This is a genomic window from Planotetraspora mira (genome assembly GCF_016863275.1).
GTDB lineage: Bacteria > Actinomycetota > Actinomycetes > Streptosporangiales > Streptosporangiaceae > Planotetraspora > Planotetraspora mira.
Genome location: NZ_BOOO01000039.1, coordinates 1 through 16,718, shown reverse-complemented (window position 1 = coordinate 16,718; position 16,718 = coordinate 1). Strand labels below are relative to the sequence as shown.

13 protein-coding genes are annotated in these 16,718 nt (G+C 70.7%); 9 read left to right on the top strand and 4 right to left on the bottom strand.

Annotated features, from left to right (window positions below; translation table 11 throughout):
* Positions 1–118 precede the first annotated feature (118 nt).
* Positions 119–5,008 carry an ATP-dependent helicase gene (locus Pmi06nite_RS32870; protein ID WP_203957073.1) on the bottom strand — a complete coding sequence of 1,630 codons (4,890 nt, stop codon included), beginning with the start codon at positions 5,006–5,008 and terminating at the stop codon, positions 119–121.
* 132 nt (positions 5,009–5,140) lie between these two features.
* Between Pmi06nite_RS32870 and Pmi06nite_RS32865 the strand changes: the two genes are divergently transcribed.
* From Pmi06nite_RS32865 to rny, 9 genes are all read left to right on the top strand, one after another.
* Complete coding sequence (locus Pmi06nite_RS32865; RefSeq protein WP_203957072.1) at positions 5,141–5,629, top strand: VOC family protein; 489 nt, start codon at positions 5,141–5,143, stop codon at positions 5,627–5,629.
* Positions 5,630–5,697: 68 nt separating this feature from the next.
* Positions 5,698–5,892, top strand: a complete 195-nt coding sequence (locus tag Pmi06nite_RS32860; protein ID WP_203957071.1) for a DUF3046 domain-containing protein — start codon at positions 5,698–5,700, stop codon at positions 5,890–5,892.
* Positions 5,893–5,992: 100 nt separating this feature from the next.
* On the top strand, positions 5,993–6,427 hold the full coding sequence (locus Pmi06nite_RS32855; RefSeq protein ID WP_203957070.1) for a hypothetical protein: 435 nt from the start codon (positions 5,993–5,995) through the stop codon (positions 6,425–6,427).
* Positions 6,424–6,732, top strand: coding sequence for a winged helix-turn-helix domain-containing protein (locus Pmi06nite_RS32850; RefSeq protein ID WP_203957069.1), 309 nt, complete (start codon positions 6,424–6,426; stop codon positions 6,730–6,732). The genes Pmi06nite_RS32855 and Pmi06nite_RS32850 overlap by 4 nt, the downstream gene beginning before the upstream one ends.
* Complete coding sequence (locus tag Pmi06nite_RS32845; protein WP_203957068.1) at positions 6,725–7,603, top strand: ABC transporter ATP-binding protein; 879 nt, start codon at positions 6,725–6,727, stop codon at positions 7,601–7,603. The genes Pmi06nite_RS32850 and Pmi06nite_RS32845 overlap by 8 nt, the downstream gene beginning before the upstream one ends.
* Positions 7,600–8,682, top strand: coding sequence for an ABC transporter permease (locus tag Pmi06nite_RS32840; protein ID WP_203957067.1), 1,083 nt, complete (start codon positions 7,600–7,602; stop codon positions 8,680–8,682). The genes Pmi06nite_RS32845 and Pmi06nite_RS32840 overlap by 4 nt, the downstream gene beginning before the upstream one ends.
* Before the next feature lie 189 nt (positions 8,683–8,871).
* The gene (gene recA, locus Pmi06nite_RS32835; protein ID WP_203957066.1) at positions 8,872–9,975 is read left to right on the top strand and encodes a recombinase RecA; all 1,104 of its coding nucleotides are present in this window, start codon (positions 8,872–8,874) and stop codon (positions 9,973–9,975) included.
* 8 nt (positions 9,976–9,983) lie between these two features.
* Positions 9,984–10,859: a recombination regulator RecX gene (gene recX / locus Pmi06nite_RS32830; protein ID WP_203957065.1), complete on the top strand. Its 876-nt coding sequence runs from the start codon at positions 9,984–9,986 to the stop codon at positions 10,857–10,859.
* Between the two features lie 287 nt (positions 10,860–11,146).
* A complete protein-coding gene (gene rny / locus Pmi06nite_RS32825; RefSeq protein ID WP_203957064.1) occupies positions 11,147–12,772 on the top strand; it encodes a ribonuclease Y in 1,626 nt (541 codons plus the stop codon).
* 140 nt (positions 12,773–12,912) lie between these two features.
* Here rny and Pmi06nite_RS32820 read toward each other — a convergent pair whose 3' ends face one another.
* The 3 genes from Pmi06nite_RS32820 to Pmi06nite_RS32810 form a co-directional block, all read right to left on the bottom strand.
* Positions 12,913–14,835, bottom strand: coding sequence for a S9 family peptidase (locus tag Pmi06nite_RS32820; RefSeq protein WP_203957063.1), 1,923 nt, complete (start codon positions 14,833–14,835; stop codon positions 12,913–12,915).
* A 39-nt stretch (positions 14,836–14,874) separates the two neighbouring features.
* Positions 14,875–15,627 carry a type 2 periplasmic-binding domain-containing protein gene (locus tag Pmi06nite_RS32815; protein WP_203957062.1) on the bottom strand — a complete coding sequence of 251 codons (753 nt, stop codon included), beginning with the start codon at positions 15,625–15,627 and terminating at the stop codon, positions 14,875–14,877.
* 89 nt (positions 15,628–15,716) lie between these two features.
* The gene (locus Pmi06nite_RS32810) at positions 15,717–16,511 is read right to left on the bottom strand and encodes a GbsR/MarR family transcriptional regulator (RefSeq protein ID WP_203957061.1); all 795 of its coding nucleotides are present in this window, start codon (positions 16,509–16,511) and stop codon (positions 15,717–15,719) included.
* Positions 16,512–16,718 lie beyond the last annotated feature (207 nt).

Genomic DNA, 16,718 nt, shown 5'->3' with positions numbered 1-16,718 from the left:
CGCCACGCCGGAGTCATCGGCCACTCGCGCCGGTCCCCGGGGTGGGTGTGAGACTCGCGGCTCGCGCCCACCCCGTTGGACGCGGAACAGCGGGATGGACGACGGCTGAAGGACGGGTCTAGCCCCGGATGCGGAGCCCGCGCGGCGTCGGATGGAATCCGGCCGTCTCCAGCGCCGCGGCCAGCGGCGATTCGATGATGGCGGCGCCGTCGGCCCGCTCGACGGTGAGCTTGCCCAAAGCGCCCTCCCGTACGGCCAGAGCCAGCGCGTCCACCGCCGGTTGCAGGTCGTCCTCGGCCCCGAAGGAGAGCAAGGTCTTGCCGCCTCGCTCGACGTAGAGCGCGAGCCGGCCCTCCACCAGCGCCACGAGCGCTCCGGCCTTGCGACCCGGCTTGTGGGTCACCTCGCCGGGCCGGGCCGGCCACGGCAGGGCCGCGCCGTAGGGGTTGGCCGGGTCGGCGGCGGCGAGCACGACCGTGCGGGGCGGTGCCTGAGGCGCCGGGGCCGCCCACAGGTCATCCTCGGCGGAGGGGGCGCCTCTCCTCGACGACATGGCTCGCATCCGGTCGACCGCACCGGGCAGGGCGAACTGGGCCCCTCCCAGGCCCTCCACGAAGTAGCCGCGGCGGCAGCGGCCACTCTCCTCGTAAGCCCGCAACACCTGGTAGACCGAGGAGAAACCACCGGTAAGCCGTTCGGCGGCGACCCCGCCCCTCGTGATCACGCCGTGCCGTTCGAGCAGCACCTCCGCCTGGGCCTGCGCGCGCTGGGTGCCGTTCTCCACGGCGGACGGCAGCAACCACCACCGGCCGCTCACCGTCGGTGGTCCGCTCCTGGTGGGCAGCACGGCCCTGCGCCGTCGGCTCGTCGCCGGCCGGTGCGCGGGCCGCCCGGTGCCGAGAGTGGACCGCAGCGGGGCGAGGGTGTCTCCCGTGACCCGGCCCGACCAGACGAGATCCCACAAGGCGGCGGCCAGCACCGTGTCGTCCGGCACGGCTCCCATGACCGGCCCGCCACGCGTCCCGGACCTGTCCGGGCTCGCGCCGATCCCCGGCCCGTCACCAGGGCCGTCACCTTGGCGCGTGTCGCGCGCCGAGACGATCCCCGGTCCGTCGCCTCGTTCGTCACCTGGCCTGTCACCTGGGCGCGTGTCGCGCGCTGAGACGATCCCCGCCGAGGCCACCCGGTTGGACAGTTCGCGGAAGAACAGCGCACCGCCACCGCTGAGGATCTCCAGCACCTGCTCGTGCAGGGGCGTCATGGTGATCTCGCCGGGCGCCGGGATCAACAGGGGAGCGGTGTCGGCGAAGTAGAGCGCCACCCAGCCGTCCCCGCCGGGCAGGGATCCCTGCCCGGCCCAGACGACCTCGCCGGAGGCCGTCAGCTCGTCGAGAAGCGCGGGGGAATAGCCGGGCACCCGGCCCGGCAGGATCAGCGTCTCGAGCGCCGAGGCGGGGACCGCCGCACCCTGGAGCCGTTCGATGGCGCTGACCAGCGCGTCCATCGAGCGGCCCGGACCCGGTCGGGAAGGGGCTCTGTCCGTGGTCTCACTCCATCCCCGGCCCTGGGGGAGGTCTGCGGTCGACGCTCGGGCCGGGGCGATGCCATGCCAGGCGGGCAGGAACGCGGCCAGGGCCTCGGGCGGGACGGGCTCGACCTCCTTGCGAAGCCGCGCGAGCGATCTGCGGCGGAGCAACCGCAGCACGCCGGCGTCGCACCACTCCTCGCCGCGCCCGCCGGGCTGGAACTCGCCGGAGACCACCCGCCCCGCCGCGGCCAGCCGGCGAAGCGTGTCGTCGACGACGGCGACGCCCACGCCGAAGCGCGCGGCGGCCGTACCGGACGCGAACGGGCCGCGCGTGCGCGCGTGGCGGGAGACGAGGTCGCCCAGCGGATCGGGCGCGGGGCCGGACCTTCCCTGCCCTGCCGTGGCGGGAGCCTCCAGGAACTCGTGGGGCACGCCGACCGGGAGCGGCACGCCCAGGGCGTCGCGGAGTCGCCACGCGTCCTCCACGGCCGCCCACTGCTCGTGACCCGCGACCCGGACGCGGATCGCCCTGCGCGCCTTCTCGAGGCCTGCCAGCCAGGCCGGATCGCCCTCGCGGATCGCCACGTCCTCGGCCAGCAGCGGGCCGTGCGAGCGCAGCAGGTCGGCCAGATCCTCGGCGTCGCGGAGCGGCCTGTCCAGCCGGGCCAGCTCGCGCTCGGCCTCGGCGATCACGTCCGCGTCGAGCAACTCGCGCAGGTCGGCCTGGCCGAGCAGCTCGGCCAGCAGCGCCGTGTCGAGAGCGAGCGCCTGCGCCCGCCGCTCGGCCAGCGGGGCGTCGCCCTCGTACATGAAGGCGCCGATGTAGTTGAACAGCAGCGACGCCGCGAACGGGGAGGCCTGGGAGGTCTCCACCTCGACGATCCTGACGCGGCGGGCGGAGACGTCCCGCATCAGCTGGACGAGCCCCGGCACGTCGAAGACGTCCTGGAGGCACTCGCGCATCGTCTCGAGGACGACGGGGAACGTGGCGTACTGGCTGGCCACACCCAGCAGGTGCGCCGCGCGCTGGCGTTGCTGCCACAGCGGGGTACGCCTGCCGGGGCTGCGGCGCGGGAGCAACAGGGACCGCCCGGCGCACTCGCGGAACCGGGCGGCGAACAGCGCCGATCCGCCCAGCTCCTCGGTCACGATCTGCTCGATCTCCTCCGGATCGAAGGCGGCCAGGTCGGACGGCGCCTCGTCGAGGGTGTCGGGGATGCGCAGGACGATGCCGTCATCGGAGTGGACGGCCTGCACGTCCACGCCGTACCGCTCGCGCAGCCGCCGCCCGACGGCCAGGGCCCACGGGGCGTGCACGCGCGCGCCGTACGGCGAGTGGATCACCACCCGCCAGTCGCCGAGCTCGTCGTGGAACCGCTCCACCAGGAGGGTGCGGTCGTCGGGCACGTAGCCGGTCGCCTCCCGCTGCTCCGCGAGGTAGGACAGCAGGTTGCCGCCGGCGAACTCGTCGAGCCCGGCCGCACGCACCCGGCCGCCGGCTCCGTCGGCCCCGGCGCCGGACAGTTCACGCAGGAAGGCCCCGATGGCGCGGCCCAGCTCGGCCGGCCGGCCGGCGGAGTCGCCGTGCCAGAACGGCAGCTTGCCCGGCTGCCCGGGAGCGGGGGAGACCAGCACCCGGTCGGCGGTGATGTCCTCGATCCGCCAGGAGGTGGCTCCGAGAACGAACACGTCGCCCACGCGTGACTCGTAGACCATCTCCTCGTCGAGCTCGCCCACCCGTGACGCCTTGTCGCCGACGAGGAAGACGCCGAACAGGCCGCGGTCGGGGATCGTGCCGCCGTTGGTCACCGCCAGCCGTTGCGCGCCGGGGCGGCCCTGCAGCGTCCCGGTCACCCGGTCCCAGACGATGCGCGGCCGCAGCTCGGCGAACTCCTCGCTCGGATAGCGCCCGGCGAGCATGTCCAGCGTCGCCTCCAGGGCGGTGCGCGGCAGCGTCGCGTACGGCGCGGCCTTCCTGACGACGGTCTCCAGCGAGTCGACCGTCCACTCATCGAGCGCCGTCATGGCCACGATCTGCTGGGCGAGCACGTCGAGGGGGTTGCGCGGATAACGAAGCTCCTCGATCTGCCCGCTCTTCATCCGCTCGGCGACGACGGCCGTCTGGACGAGGTCGCCGCGATACTTGGGGAAGATCACGCCACGGGACACCGCGCCGACCTGGTGCCCGGCCCGGCCGATCCGCTGGAGCCCGCTCGCCACGCTCGGCGGGGCCTCGACGCAGGCGACCAGGTCGACCGCGCCCATGTCGATGCCCAGCTCCAGACTGGACGTGGCCACGACGGCGGGCAGGCGCCCGGACTTGAGCGCCTCCTCGATCTGCGACCGCTCCTCCTTGGAGACCGATCCGTGGTGGGCGCGCACGATCTCCGGGATCACCCCCGCCGAGGCTCCTGCCTGCGCCATCACCTCGGCCGGTGTCGCTCCAGACCCGCGGGCGGGCGCCGGCTCGGCTCCGTCGAGGGCCACGGGAGCCGACCTGCGCTCCCACGCGAGCTCGTTGAGCCGCGTGCACAGGCGCTCGGAGAGCCTGCGGGAGTTGGCGAAGATGATGGTCGAGTCGTGCGCCTCGATGAGGTCGAGCAGGTGCTGCTCCACATGCGGCCAGATGCTGCGCCTGTGCTCCGAGGGCTCCCCCTCCGCACCCGGGGCCGTGGGCGCGAGCTCGGTCATGTCCTCCACCGGGACCACGACCTCGACCTCGATGACCTTCTCCGAGGGCGGCTGCACCACCGTGGCGGGGCGGGCCCCGCCGAGGAACGCCGCCACCTCGCCGACCGGACGGACGGTGGCGGACAGGCCGATCCGCTGGGCGGGCTGTGGCAGCAGGGCGTCGAGCCGCTCCAGGCTCAACGCCAGGTGGGCGCCGCGCTTCGTGGCGGCGACCGCGTGCACCTCGTCGATGATCACCGTCTCGACGCCGCGCAGCGCCTCCCGGGCCTGCGAGGTCAGGATCAGGAACAACGACTCCGGCGTGGTGATCAGGATGTCGGACGGCCTCGCGGCGAACCGCCGCCGGTCGTCGGCCGTGGTGTCGCCCGACCTGATGGCCACGGAGATCTCCGGCGCGGGCAGCTCCATGAGCCGGGCGGTCTGCTTGATGCCGGCCAGCGGGGCCCGGAGGTTCCGCTCCACGTCGACGGCGAGCGCCTTGAGCGGCGACACGTACAGGACCCGGCACGAGCGTGGAGGCTCCGCGGCCTTCCCGCGGCCCTTCCGCGGCGGTTCCCCGGCCGTCTTCGGAGCCGCCGCGTGCTCGACCGCGAGCCGGTCGATCGCCCACAGGAACGCAGCAAGCGTCTTGCCTGACCCGGTCGGCGCGACCACCAGCGTGTTGTCGCCGCGCGCGATGGACGCCCAGGCGTCCTCCTGCGCGGGCGTCGGCGCCGCGAACGCTCCGGCGAACCACTGTCGGGTCACCGGGCTGAAGTCGTCGAGCGCGCTCACCCGCCCATCATGCATCCGGCCTCCGACAGAACGCGCCGTGCCGGATTCCTCCCTCGCCGGTCAGCGGGGTGATCTACCGGCAGGTTCACCGCAATTTACTACCCCCCGCGTCTGTATACCTGTGCTTGGTTGAATCATCATCTATCTATGGAAATCGACTACGCGGCGATCGAAGCGGAGCGCGTGAGCATCCGTGAGCGCTACATCAGCGAGAACCGTCCCGCCAGCAGCGCGAGGGGCCTGCACCACTTCGCGCTGATCTCATCCGACGTCGAGCGCACGATCCGCTTCTACCACGAGCTGCTGGAGTTCCCCCTCACGGAGATCTTCGAGAACCGTGACTACAAGGGCTCCAACCACTTCTTCTTCGACATCGGCAACGGCAACCTCCTGGCGTTCTTCGATCTGCCCGGGCTCGACCTGGGGCCGTACCAGGAGGTCCTCGGCGGGCTCCACCACATCGCCATCTCGGTGGAGCGGCCCACGTGGGAGCGGCTGCGCGGCAAGCTCGACGCGGCCGGTGTGCCGTACCAGGTGGAGAGCGACGCGTCGGTCTACTTCCGCGACCCCGACGGCGCGCGGCTGGAGTTGCTCGCCGACCCGCTCGGAGAGATGTACGGCTCCCGCGTGATGTGACCTCGTCCGTCCGGGGGGCCACCGGCTCTGGGCCGGGGCGCCTCCGGGGCGGGGCCATACTGGGACCCATGCGCCTCACGGAGTTCTGGAACCGCATGCACCGCCACTTCGGCGAGGTGTACGCGCAGTCGTGGGCGAAGGACTACGTCATCTCCGGCCTGGGCGGGCGGACCGTCGAGCAGGCACTCGCCGACGGCGTGGCCGCCAAGCAGGTATGGCTGGCCGTCTGCCAGGTCGTGGACGTCGACCCCAGGCTCCGCTGACCGAATCCCTTCGGGAAACCGCGCTTTCCGCATGCTCCACCACTTGAATGGCGGTTGAGCACTTGTTACCTTGTTGACAGGTTGAGCGGGGAGGCAGCTCATGAACGCGGAGGAACGGCTCTCACCCGTCCAGGCGCTCCGGGAGATCGACCGGGTGGATCGGCACGTGCGGAGATCCGCCCAGGGGGCCGGTCGGCTGTTCCTGATCATGGGCCTGTGCACCATGGTCTACTGGCCCGCCGTTTCCCTCGGCCGCGGTGTGGTCGCGGGTCTGGCGGGTGCGGGGTGGATCGTGCTGACGATCGCGTCCTGCGTCTATTGGTCGCGGATGCGCGTCCGCGACCGCTATGTGATGTGGATCAACGGGCGGGTGACCGTGGCATACGTCCTGACCACCCTCCTGGTGTTCGTCTTCGTCGAGGTCATCCTCCCCGACGACCGCGGTCCCGGCTGGATCGCCGCGCTCGTCGCGGTCTCCGTCTTCGCCGGGTCCCCCCTGGTGTACGCCGCCTGGCGGATCAGCGAAAAGCGATGACCGCACACCCTCGCCACGAACTGGACGAGATCATCCATGCGCCGGTAAGGCTGTCGATCATGGCGGCGCTGGCGGTGTCCGAGAAGGCCGACTTCCGGTTCCTGCGCGACACGATCGAAGTCAGCGACTCCCTGCTGTCCAAACACATCCTCACTTTGGAAGAGGCCGGATACGTCCGCGTCGAGAAGACCTTCGTCGGGAAGCGGGGCCGCACGTGGCTGTCGCTGACCGAGCGCGGGCGCGCGGCGTTCAACGCCTACACCGATGTGCTCCGACGGATCACCGAAGGAATCCCCCATGCTTGAGGTTCAGGATCTGCGTAAACGCTTCGGCGACAAGGTCGCTCTCGACGGCGTCGGCTTCGCCGTACGGCCGGGCGAGATGTTCGGCTTCGTCGGGGCCAACGGCGCCGGGAAGACGACCACGATGCGGATCGTCATGGGCGTGCTCGACGCGGACTCCGGCGAGGTGCGCCTGGATGGGAAGCCCCTGACGTACGACTCCCGCCGCCGGTTCGGCTACATGCCGGAAGAGCGCGGGCTGTACCAGAAGATGAAGGTCGCCGAACAGGTCGAGTACTTCGGCAGGCTCCACGGGCTGGGCCGGGCCGCGGCCCGCGACGCCGCGGGCGAGCTGATCGAACGGCTCGGCATCAGCGGGCGGCGCGACGACGCGGTGGAGACGCTGTCGCTGGGCAACCAGCAGCGGGTGCAGCTCGCGGTGGCGCTGGTCCACAGCCCCTCGGTCCTGGTGCTCGACGAGCCGTTCTCCGGCCTCGACCCGATCGCGGTCGACGCGCTGGCCGACGTGCTCAAGGACCGGTGCTCCTCGGGAGTGCCGGTGGTCTTCTCCAGTCACCAGCTCGAGCTCGTCGAACAGCTCTGCGACTCCGTCGGCATCATCTCGGGTGGCCGCATGGTCGCATCGGGCCCCGTCGACGAGTTGCGGGACACCGAGGGGCGCACCCTTCTCAAGGTCGTCGTCCGCGGCGCGTCCCCGGGATGGGCCGACGGCCTCACCGGCGAGGTCACGACCGACGGCGACCGGCAGGTGCTGCTCATCGAGAGCGGCGACGATCAGGAAATCCTCCGCTCGGCCGTGAACGCGGGAGAGGTCGAACACTTCGGCCGGCAGCGGCCCACACTCGCCGAGATCTTCAGGGAGGCCGTCGCATGAACGGATTGTGGCTGGTCGCGGGTCGCGAGATCCGCACGCGCATCAGAACGAAGGGTTTCCTCATCAGCCTCGCGCTCAGCGGGCTGCTCGTGGTCGCCCTGGCCTTCGTGCCGAAGCTCCTGTCCGGTCAGGACGCCTACGAGGTCGCGGTCGTCGGCGCCGTCCCCGTGGCCGCCGCGGACGTCACGTACACGAAGTACGCCGACGAGGCGGGGGCGCGCAAGGCCGTCACCGACGGAGACGTGGACGCGGCCCTCATCGACGACCAAAGGGTCGTCAGCAAGGGCGAGCTCGACCAGCGCCTCGGGCTGCTCCTCGAGAGCGCGCACCGCGAGGGGAAGATCAAGGCCTCCGGCCTGGTGATCACTCCGCTGAGCGTGGAGACCGGGGCGACGGCGCAGTACCAGAGCGTGCGCACCGGCATCGCGACGCTCCTGGTGATGGTGCTGTTCTTCCTGCTCATCTACTCGGCCATGTACGTCGCGATGGGAGTCGTCGAGGAGAAGGGCAGCCGGATCGTGGAGATCCTGCTGGCCGCCGTACGGCCCTGGCAGTTGCTCGGCGGGAAGATCGTCGGTCTCGGGCTGCTGGGGCTGGTCAACCTGGCGGTCGTCATCGGAGGCGGCCTGATCGCCGCCACCGCGACGGGGCTCGCCGGCGACTTCCCCCCTGGCATGGCCGGCATCGTGATCAGCACGGTGGTGTGGTTCGTGCTCGGCTACGCGTTCTTCTCGGTGCTCGCCGCGGCCTTCGGATCGCTGGTGTCCCGCCAGGAGGAGGTCAACAGCGTGCTGACGCCGATGACGATGACGATGACGATCACCTACCTGGTGGCCTACTTCGCGGCCGTCGAGCCTGAGGGGACGCTCGCCCGGGTTCTGTCGCTGGTTCCGCCGTTCTCCTCGATGGTGATGCCGGTCCGCACGGCGGCCGCCGACGTGCCGATCGCGGAGATCGTGTTGTCGGCCGCGCTCATGGTGGTCGCGACGGTCGCGGTGCTGCTGGCGGGTGCCCGTGTCTACAACAGGGCCGTCGTCCGCACCGGGGCGCGGGTCAAGCTGGCGGAGGTCCTGCGGTGAGACCACGGTGGAGGACGGCGCGTTCCGGGTGTGATCGAACAGTCGTTCGGCTATATTGAAGTCGCCGCCGGGGTGCGCCGGCCCGAGACCTCTTCCCGAAGCGTGACGCGAAAGCCCGGGAAAATGTCGGCGGCACCCCGTAGCTTTCCGGTGACCGAGCAAGACGACGACCCTTCCAGGGGGCACCCAATGGCAATCAACGACCGCGAGAAGGCCCTTGAGACCGCCCTCGCGCAAATCGAGCGGCAGTTCGGCAAGGGCTCCGTCATGCGCCTCGGCGACGACGCGCGCGCCCCAGTCGAGGTGATCCCGACCGGGGCGATCGCCCTCGACGTCGCCCTCGGCATCGGCGGCTACCCCCGCGGCCGCATCGTGGAGGTGTACGGCCCGGAGAGCAGCGGTAAGACCACGGTCTCGCTGCACGCCGTGGCGAACGCCCAGAAGGGCGGCGGCATCGCCGCGTTCATCGACGCGGAGCACGCCCTCGACCCGGAGTACGCCAAGAAGCTCGGCGTCGACGTCGACGCGCTGCTCGTCTCGCAGCCCGACACCGGTGAGCAGGCGCTCGAGATCGCCGACATGCTGATCCGGTCGGGCGCGGTCGACATCATCGTGATCGACTCGGTGGCGGCGCTGGTGCCCAAGGCCGAGATCGAGGGCGAGATGGGCGACAGCCACGTCGGCCTTCAGGCCCGCCTGATGTCGCAGGCCCTCCGGAAGATCGCGGGCGCCCTCAACCAGACCCGGACGACCGCCATCTTCATCAACCAGCTGCGCGAGAAGATCGGCGTCATGTTCGGGTCGCCCGAGACCACCACGGGTGGCAAGGCGCTGAAGTTCTACGCCTCGGTCCGGCTGGACGTGCGGCGGATCGAGACGCTCAAGGACGGCACCGAGCCCGTCGGCAACCGGACCCGGGTCAAGGTCGTCAAGAACAAGATGGCCCCGCCCTTCCGCCAGGCCGACTTCGACATCCTGTACGGCTTCGGCATCTCGCGCGAGGGCGGCCTCATCGACATGGGGGTCGAGCACGGGTTCGTGCGCAAGGCGGGCGCCTGGTACACCTACGAGGGCGACCAGCTCGGGCAGGGCAAGGAGAACGCCCGTAACTTCCTGAAGAACAACCCCGACATCGCCAACGAGATCGAGAAGAAGATCAAGGAGAAGCTCGGGATCGGGCCGCGCCTGGACACGCCCGGCGAGCCCGTGGCCGCCGCGGCCCCCGCCGCCGCCGCCGCGCCGCCGGCCGGCCGGGGCGCCAAGTCCGCCGCGCCCAAGCCTGGTGATGTCTGAGCTTCGCCATGAAGCGTGACGACACCCCCGGTCCGGCCGACGAGATCAGGCCGGGGGACTGGAACTCCGGTCCGTGGGACGGCTCTGACGGCTCCTCCGGCGAAGACCGCCCGCGTGAGCCCGCTGCGACACTCGACGGTCTGCGCGAGCGGATCCGGCAAGGTGAGACCGCCCGGCCCGATCGCGCCGGCGGTGGTGCCGGCCACGCCGGCGACGATGACGACGGCGTCTTCGGGACCGGTGGCGGCGGATTCGCGCGCGGCTCGGGACGGCGTGGCGGCGGTTCTCGCCGTGAGCGCCGTGACAGGAGGCAGGGCGGGCGGGGGCGGGGATGGTCGCCCGACGGCCCGCAGGAGGGCTCTCCGGCGAGCCAGGGGCCCGATGCCGACCCCGAAGCGGTGGCCAGGGCGATCTGCCTGCGCCTGCTGACCATGGCGCCCAAGACGAGGGCTCAGCTGGCCGAGGCGCTGCGCAAGCGCGAGGTGCCCGAAGCGGCGGCACAGGCCGTGCTCGAGCGGTTCTCCGAGGTGGGGCTCATCGACGATGAGGCGTTCGCCGCGGCGTGGGTCAGCTCCCGGCACATCGGGCGAGGGCTGGCCCGCCGGGCGCTCGCCCAGGAGCTGCGCCACCGGGGCGTGGAGGAGGAGACCGTCAAGGAGGCGGTCGATCGACTCGATCCGGAGCAGGAGCTCGAGACGGCTCGCGCGCTGGTGGCACGCAAGCTGGCGGCCACGCGCGGAGCGGATCCGAAAACCCGCACTCGCAGGCTGGCCGGGATGCTCGCCCGCAAGGGCTACTCCCCGGGCCTGGCGTTTCGCGTGGTCCGGGAGGCTTTGGAGGCGGAAGGCATGGAGACGGACGACCTTCCCGAGGAATTCGGTTGACCAAGAACGCCGGACCAAAGTGACTTGACAGACCGTCTTTGCTTGCTCGTTACCTCTCTGACGCTTAATCTCGACCGCAGTGAGGAGTTACTCCGCACAGCGCGGATTGCCATAACGGTGAACGACGGACAAGAGAGTTAGACGGGCCTTCGGGTCATATCGGGTAGCCTGCCGGCCGCCCGGATATCGTGACGATATTTGTCCTGGTGACGCCACCGGGTGGTGCTGTGCTGCGCGTGTGACCCCTCGCTTGCCGGGAAGTCGTGAGGCGAGAGGGGTGAGCGAGCATGAACACGATCGTGATCGTTCTGGCGGTTGCGGTGGTCCTGCTGGCTCTGGTGGCGATAGCCGCGCTCCTCGTCGTCATCCGGCGGACGGCCGCCTCTGTCAAGCTGTCAGGCCCCTCTCCCGAGCAGATCGCCGAGGCCAGGGCCGAGGTGAACGAGGAGCTGGAGCGGGCGCGGCAGGAGGCGGAGGAGATCCGCGCGAAGGCCGAGAAGGACGCGGGGGAGAGCCTCAAGCGATCGGAGTCCCTGGCCGAGGGCGCTTTGCTGACCCGCAAGGAGGTCGAGGAGGAGACCCGCCTCCGCAAGGACGAGCTGAAGGAGCTCCGTTCCGACCTCGAACGCCGCGAGAACCGGCTCGGCGAGCGCGAGCAGCGACTCGACGAGGAGGCCCGACGCCAGGCCGACCGGGCGCGCAAGCTGGCCGAGACGGAGACCGAGCTGGCCGACCGTCGCGAGGAGCTCGACCGGGTCGCGGACAAGCGCCGTCAGATCCTGGAGCGCGTCGCCGGGCTCACCGCGGAGCAGGCCAAGTCAGAGCTGGTCAAGGAGATCGAGAACCAGGCCAAGCGCGAGGCCGCGCTCATCATCAGGGAGATCGAGGGCGAGGCCCGCAAGGAGGGCGAGAAGCGCGCCTGCAAGATCGTGACCCTGGCGGTCCAGCGGGTCGCCACGGAGCAGACCGCCGAGTCGGTGGTCAGCGTGCTCCACCTGCCGGGTGACGAGATGAAGGGCCGCATCATCGGGCGGGAAGGCCGCAACATCCGGGCCTTCGAGTCCACGACGGGCGTCAACCTCATCATCGACGACACCCCCGAGGCCGTGCTCCTGTCCTGCTTCGACCCGGTGCGGCGGGAGACCGCCCGGCTGACGCTGGAGCGGCTCGTCCTCGACGGCCGCATCCACCCGCAGCGGATCGAGGAGGCTTACGAGCGCAGCCGCGAGGAGGTCCGGGAGCTGTGCGTCCGGGCCGGCGAGGACGCCCTGGTCGAGCTCGGCATCACCGAGATGCACCCGGAGTTGATCACCCTGCTCGGCCAGCTCCGTTACCGCACCTCCTACGGGCAGAACGTGCTGAAGCATCTGATCGAGTCGGCGCACCTCGCCGGGATCATGGCATCCGAGCTGGGGCTCGACCGCGAACTGGTGAAGCGGGGCGCGCTGCTCCACGACATCGGCAAGGCGCTCACCCACGAGGTCGAGGGCAGCCACGCGCTGATCGGCGCTGAGATCGCCCGACGGTACGGCGAGCACGAGGACGTCGTCCACGCGATCGAGGCGCATCACAACGAGGTGGAGGTCCGCACGGTCGAGGCGGTCCTCACCCAGGCCGCCGACGCGATCAGCGGGAGCCGTCCCGGCGCCCGGCGGGAGTCGCTGGAGGCGTATGTGAAGCGGCTGGAGCGACTGGAGGAGATCGCCCAGTCCTACGAGGGTGTGGACAAGGTGTTCGCCATGCAGGCCGGGCGGGAGATCCGGGTGATGGTCCGCCCCGACTCCGTGGACGACATCCAGGCCCAGGTCATCGCCAGGGACGTGGCCAAGCAGGTCGAGGAGGAGCTGACGTACCCCGGTCAGATCCGGATCACCGTGGTCCGCGAGTCCCGTGCGACCGAGTTCGCCCGCTGAAGCTCCCCGAAGCTCTGAGAATCCCTGAGGCTCTGGACCCCCGACCTGCCGGACCCCTGACATTGTGAACTCTCGACCTGCCGAACCCCTGACGTGCCGAACCGTGAATGTCCGGCCGGGGCCCGCCGCTCGGCCGGGTGTCAGCCGCTCTTCTGGAAGATCTGCAGGTAGAACGACAGTTCGGCGGCCAGGGCGGCGGTCCTGGTCTCCAGCCGGCGGAACCCGTGGGCCTCGCCTTCGAAGGTGAGATAGGTGCAGGGGATGTCGCGGGCCGTCAGCCGATCGGCGAACGCCTCCGACTGGGACGACGGCACGACCGGGTCGGCGAGCCCCTGCATGAGAAGCATCGGGCAGGTGACCTCGTCGGCGCGGGACAACGGCTCGCGGGAGCCGTACAGGGACTCCGGGCCGACCAGCCACTCCACGTAACGGGACTCGAAGTCGTGCGTCGCGGCCACGAACGGGCCGAGGGCGCTGACGCCCGCGACGGATACCCCTCCCGCGAAGACCCCGGAGGCGCAGCAGGCCGCCATGACCGTCCAGCCTCCGGCGCTCTCTCCGCGGATGGCGATCCGCGTGGGATCGGCCAGCCCCTCCGCCGCGAGCCACTTGGCCGCCGCGACGGTGTCCTCGACGTCGGCGATGCCCCACTGGCCGCGCAGGCGCTCGCGGTAGGCCCTGCCGTACCCGGTGGAGCCGCCGTAGTTGACGTCGAGCACGCCGATGCCGCGGCTGGTGAAGAACGCCTTGTCCAGGCTCAGCGCGGTGGTCGCGTGCGCGGTCGGCCCGCCGTGCACGAAGACGACGTACGGCGAGGGCCCCTCGGCGGTGTGGTCCGGGTTGGCAGGCGGATAGAGGTAGGCGTGGACGCGACGACCGAGGCCGCCCTCGATCTCGATGGCCTGCGGGCTGGGCAGGAAGGCGACGTCGGGCAGTTCGGGGATGTCGCGGCGCAGCCCCTCGACCCTGCCGGTCACCATGTCGACGCGGACGACCGAGCGGGGGGTGTCCGGGCCGTACGCGATGCCCGCGAGAATCGTGCCGTCGGCACTGAACGCGGGCATCCACCCCTGGTACGGCACGTCGACGTCGGTGAGGACACCGGTGTCGGGGTCGAGGATGCCCAGGCGGAGGTCACCCCGCCCGTGCACGACAGCGAGCCGCCCGTCGTCCAGCACGAGGTACGGCAGGCCGCCGAGTTGCCACAACGGCCCGGCGAACTCCTCCTCGGCGGGGAACAGGGCCAGCGGCGAGGTGCCGAAGATGCCGATCTCGTAGAGGTTCCACCAGCCGGACCAGTCGGAGACGAGGTAGAGGTGGCGGTCGTCCCGCCACCGCGGCGCCAGGACCGACTCGGTGACGCCGCCCTTGATGGTCCACGACCTGCCGTCGGCGACGCTGGTGATGCGCAGTTCCGTGCCGGCCCACGGCATGCGCGGGTGGTTCCAGCAGATGTAGGCGACGTGCTCCCCGTCGGGGGAGATCGTGGGGGAGGCGTAGAAGTCACTGCCGCTCGCCCGCTCGACGACCTCCGCGAGCCGCCCGTCCGGCTCCGCGCCCGGCTGCGCGGCCGGTGGCAGCGCGATGGAGACGATCGAGCGGCTGACCTTGGCGTCCGGATGATGACGCTCCTGAACGCACCACACCTCGGTCCCGTGGGGGAAGTCGCGGACCAGCAGGTCGGCGTAGCGCAGACCGGTGGGCAGATCGGGTTCCGGGGTCAACGGCCGGGGCTCCGCGCCCTCCTCCGCGAGGTAGAGCCGCTGGTCCGCGTGATGGGTGAAGACGATGCCGCGACCCGGCACGACGGCGTATGACCGCCCGCCGTACTCGTGGACGCGGGTGCGCGCGTCCCACGGCGCCGCGAGCAACTCGCGGCGTGTTCCGTCGGCGGCTCGGTGCACGACCGTGCGCCTGCCGCCCTCAGCGGGCCTGTTCTCCTCCCACCAGACCTCCTCGCCCAGGACCGTGGGGAAACCGAGACCCAGGCCGGAGCGGGCGACGTCGGACGTGGAGATCGGTGACGGCCAGGGAGCATAGGGCGCCTGGGGCTCGGGGGGCATGACCGCATCCTGCCGGAAACCGGCTCCACGTGAGGCCGGTTATCCCTTTTCGGGAGCGGAGGGAGATTCAAGGGCAGGGGGAGTGGTGTATCGAGTGGCCAGAACGCCGAGATAGTCGATGACCGCCTGTTTCCAGGTGCCGTCGTCGAACATGTGCCGCAAGGCGTCGTCGACCTGGTCGCTGAGGGCGACGGACCCGGTGGCGATGCCGTACGTCTGGGGAGTCAGCGGCCTTCCGCTGAACCGGAAGCGACTCGGGTACTGCGCCTCCAGACCGGCGAGGACGGGGGCGTCGGCAACGATGGCGTCGGTCCTGCCGTCGGCGAGCAGAGGCGCGCAGGCGGCGGGGACGTTGGCCTGCGCGAGGAAGACGTCCCGCCACTTCGTGCCGAAACGGGCCACGAGCGGCTTCGCCGAGGCCTTGGTGGCGCATACGCGCTTGCGGCTGAGGTCGCGGACACCGTTGATCGACAGGTCGCCGGCACGGACGAGGATGTCGGTGCTCGTCACGAGATAGGGGCCCGCCACGGGGCCGGGGCCGTCCGGGCCGATGACGATGTCCGCCTGGGTGGGGTCGTACGTGTAGGTGATCTGGTCGTCCCGGTAGCCGAGTTCGCGGGCGACGTACGTCGCGACGGCGATGTCGAAGCCAGCGTACCTGCCGTCGGGGAGGCGGGTGACCAGCCCTGGCTGTCCTTGGCGCACGCCGATGACCAGGGGGCCGCCGCCGATCCCGCAACCTGCGAGAAACGCGGCCACCAGGCAGGTCACCAGGCCGACGCCACGCCACACCCGCTCAATATCGAGGTCTCGTACGGCATGCGCCAAGCAGCGACATGGCAAGTTCTCCTAATGGCCCGTGAGGGACGTCGGGCCGCCACTCAGCTGATCGGGTCCTCGGCCGCCGTCGGGACGGCTGCCCGTCCGTGATCTGGACTCGGTTCGGTGGTGCCGTTCGAGGTGGGTTCGGTTCTGGTGAAGAGGACCTCGCGGCCTTGTTCGGCGGCGCGGATGATGCTTTCGCTGACGAAGTCGAGGAACCGGGCGACGTTTTCCAGGCGGGTGGCGGCGGGGGTGCCGGGGCCGAGGATGGTGACGCCTTGGCGGGCGGCCTCGACGACCTGGTCGTTGGATCGGGCGCTGCGGATCATCGATTGATACCAGAGGTCGTCGTCGACGACGTAGCGCTCGCGGCGGCGTTCGTCGGGTTCGCGGCGGACGAGGTCCAGGCCTTCGAGGAAGGTGATCGCTTTGGAGATGGAGGCGGGGCTGACGTGGAGGCGCTGGGCGAGTTCTGAGGCGGTGAGGCTGCCGGTGTCGGTGGTGTAGAGGCAGCCGAGCACCCGGGCCATCATTTTGGGCAGGCCGGAGGTCATGAAGACGGTGGTGAGGGTTTCCTGGTAGTCGCGGACGGCCTGGGCGTCGTGTCCGTGGGGTTGCGGGAGTGCTTGTGGTCCCGGAGGTGTGGTCTGCCTGCGCCGGTGGGTGCGGCGTTCGGTGGCGCGGTGGGCCAGGTCGGCGCGGTAGGCGGTGGGGCCGCCGTTGCGCATCACTTCACGCGTGACGGTGGAGGTGGGGCGGTCGAGGCGTCGGGCGATCTCGGCGTAGGGAAGGCTGTCGGCCAGTCCCAGTGCGATCTGCTGGCGTTCCTGCTGGGTGAGTCTGCCTCCCGGCATGGTGAGCTCCTTCGTGCCCCGGTGGGGTGCTCCGTGGGCGTTGCCCGATGTTCCCGACGGCTTTCACCATAGCGTTCAGTTTCATTACATTGCAATGATCGGGTTGTCGTCATTGCGTTAACCGCGAGCGCTGTTGCAACACTTTCATTGAGTCTACCTGCGGATATGGCGATTCTGTGCAACATTGATGTTGCTGGGATTTGGAAA

Coding starts and splice junctions, on each gene's coding strand:
- Pmi06nite_RS32845 (WP_203957068.1), top strand. CDS start 6,725: ATGCTTGAGGTTCAGGATCTGCGTAAACGCTTCGGCGACAAGGTCGCT.
- rny (WP_203957064.1), top strand. CDS start 11,147: ATGAACACGATCGTGATCGTTCTGGCGGTTGCGGTGGTCCTGCTGGCT.
- Pmi06nite_RS32865 (WP_203957072.1), top strand. CDS start 5,141: ATGGAAATCGACTACGCGGCGATCGAAGCGGAGCGCGTGAGCATCCGT.
- Pmi06nite_RS32850 (WP_203957069.1), top strand. CDS start 6,424: ATGACCGCACACCCTCGCCACGAACTGGACGAGATCATCCATGCGCCG.
- Pmi06nite_RS32855 (WP_203957070.1), top strand. CDS start 5,993: ATGAACGCGGAGGAACGGCTCTCACCCGTCCAGGCGCTCCGGGAGATC.
- Pmi06nite_RS32860 (WP_203957071.1), top strand. CDS start 5,698: ATGCGCCTCACGGAGTTCTGGAACCGCATGCACCGCCACTTCGGCGAG.
- recA (WP_203957066.1), top strand. CDS start 8,872: ATGGCAATCAACGACCGCGAGAAGGCCCTTGAGACCGCCCTCGCGCAA.
- Pmi06nite_RS32810 (WP_203957061.1), bottom strand. CDS start 16,511: ATGCCGGGAGGCAGACTCACCCAGCAGGAACGCCAGCAGATCGCACTG.
- Pmi06nite_RS32840 (WP_203957067.1), top strand. CDS start 7,600: ATGAACGGATTGTGGCTGGTCGCGGGTCGCGAGATCCGCACGCGCATC.
- recX (WP_203957065.1), top strand. CDS start 9,984: ATGAAGCGTGACGACACCCCCGGTCCGGCCGACGAGATCAGGCCGGGG.
- Pmi06nite_RS32870 (WP_203957073.1), bottom strand. CDS start 5,008: ATGCATGATGGGCGGGTGAGCGCGCTCGACGACTTCAGCCCGGTGACC.
- Pmi06nite_RS32820 (WP_203957063.1), bottom strand. CDS start 14,835: ATGCCCCCCGAGCCCCAGGCGCCCTATGCTCCCTGGCCGTCACCGATC.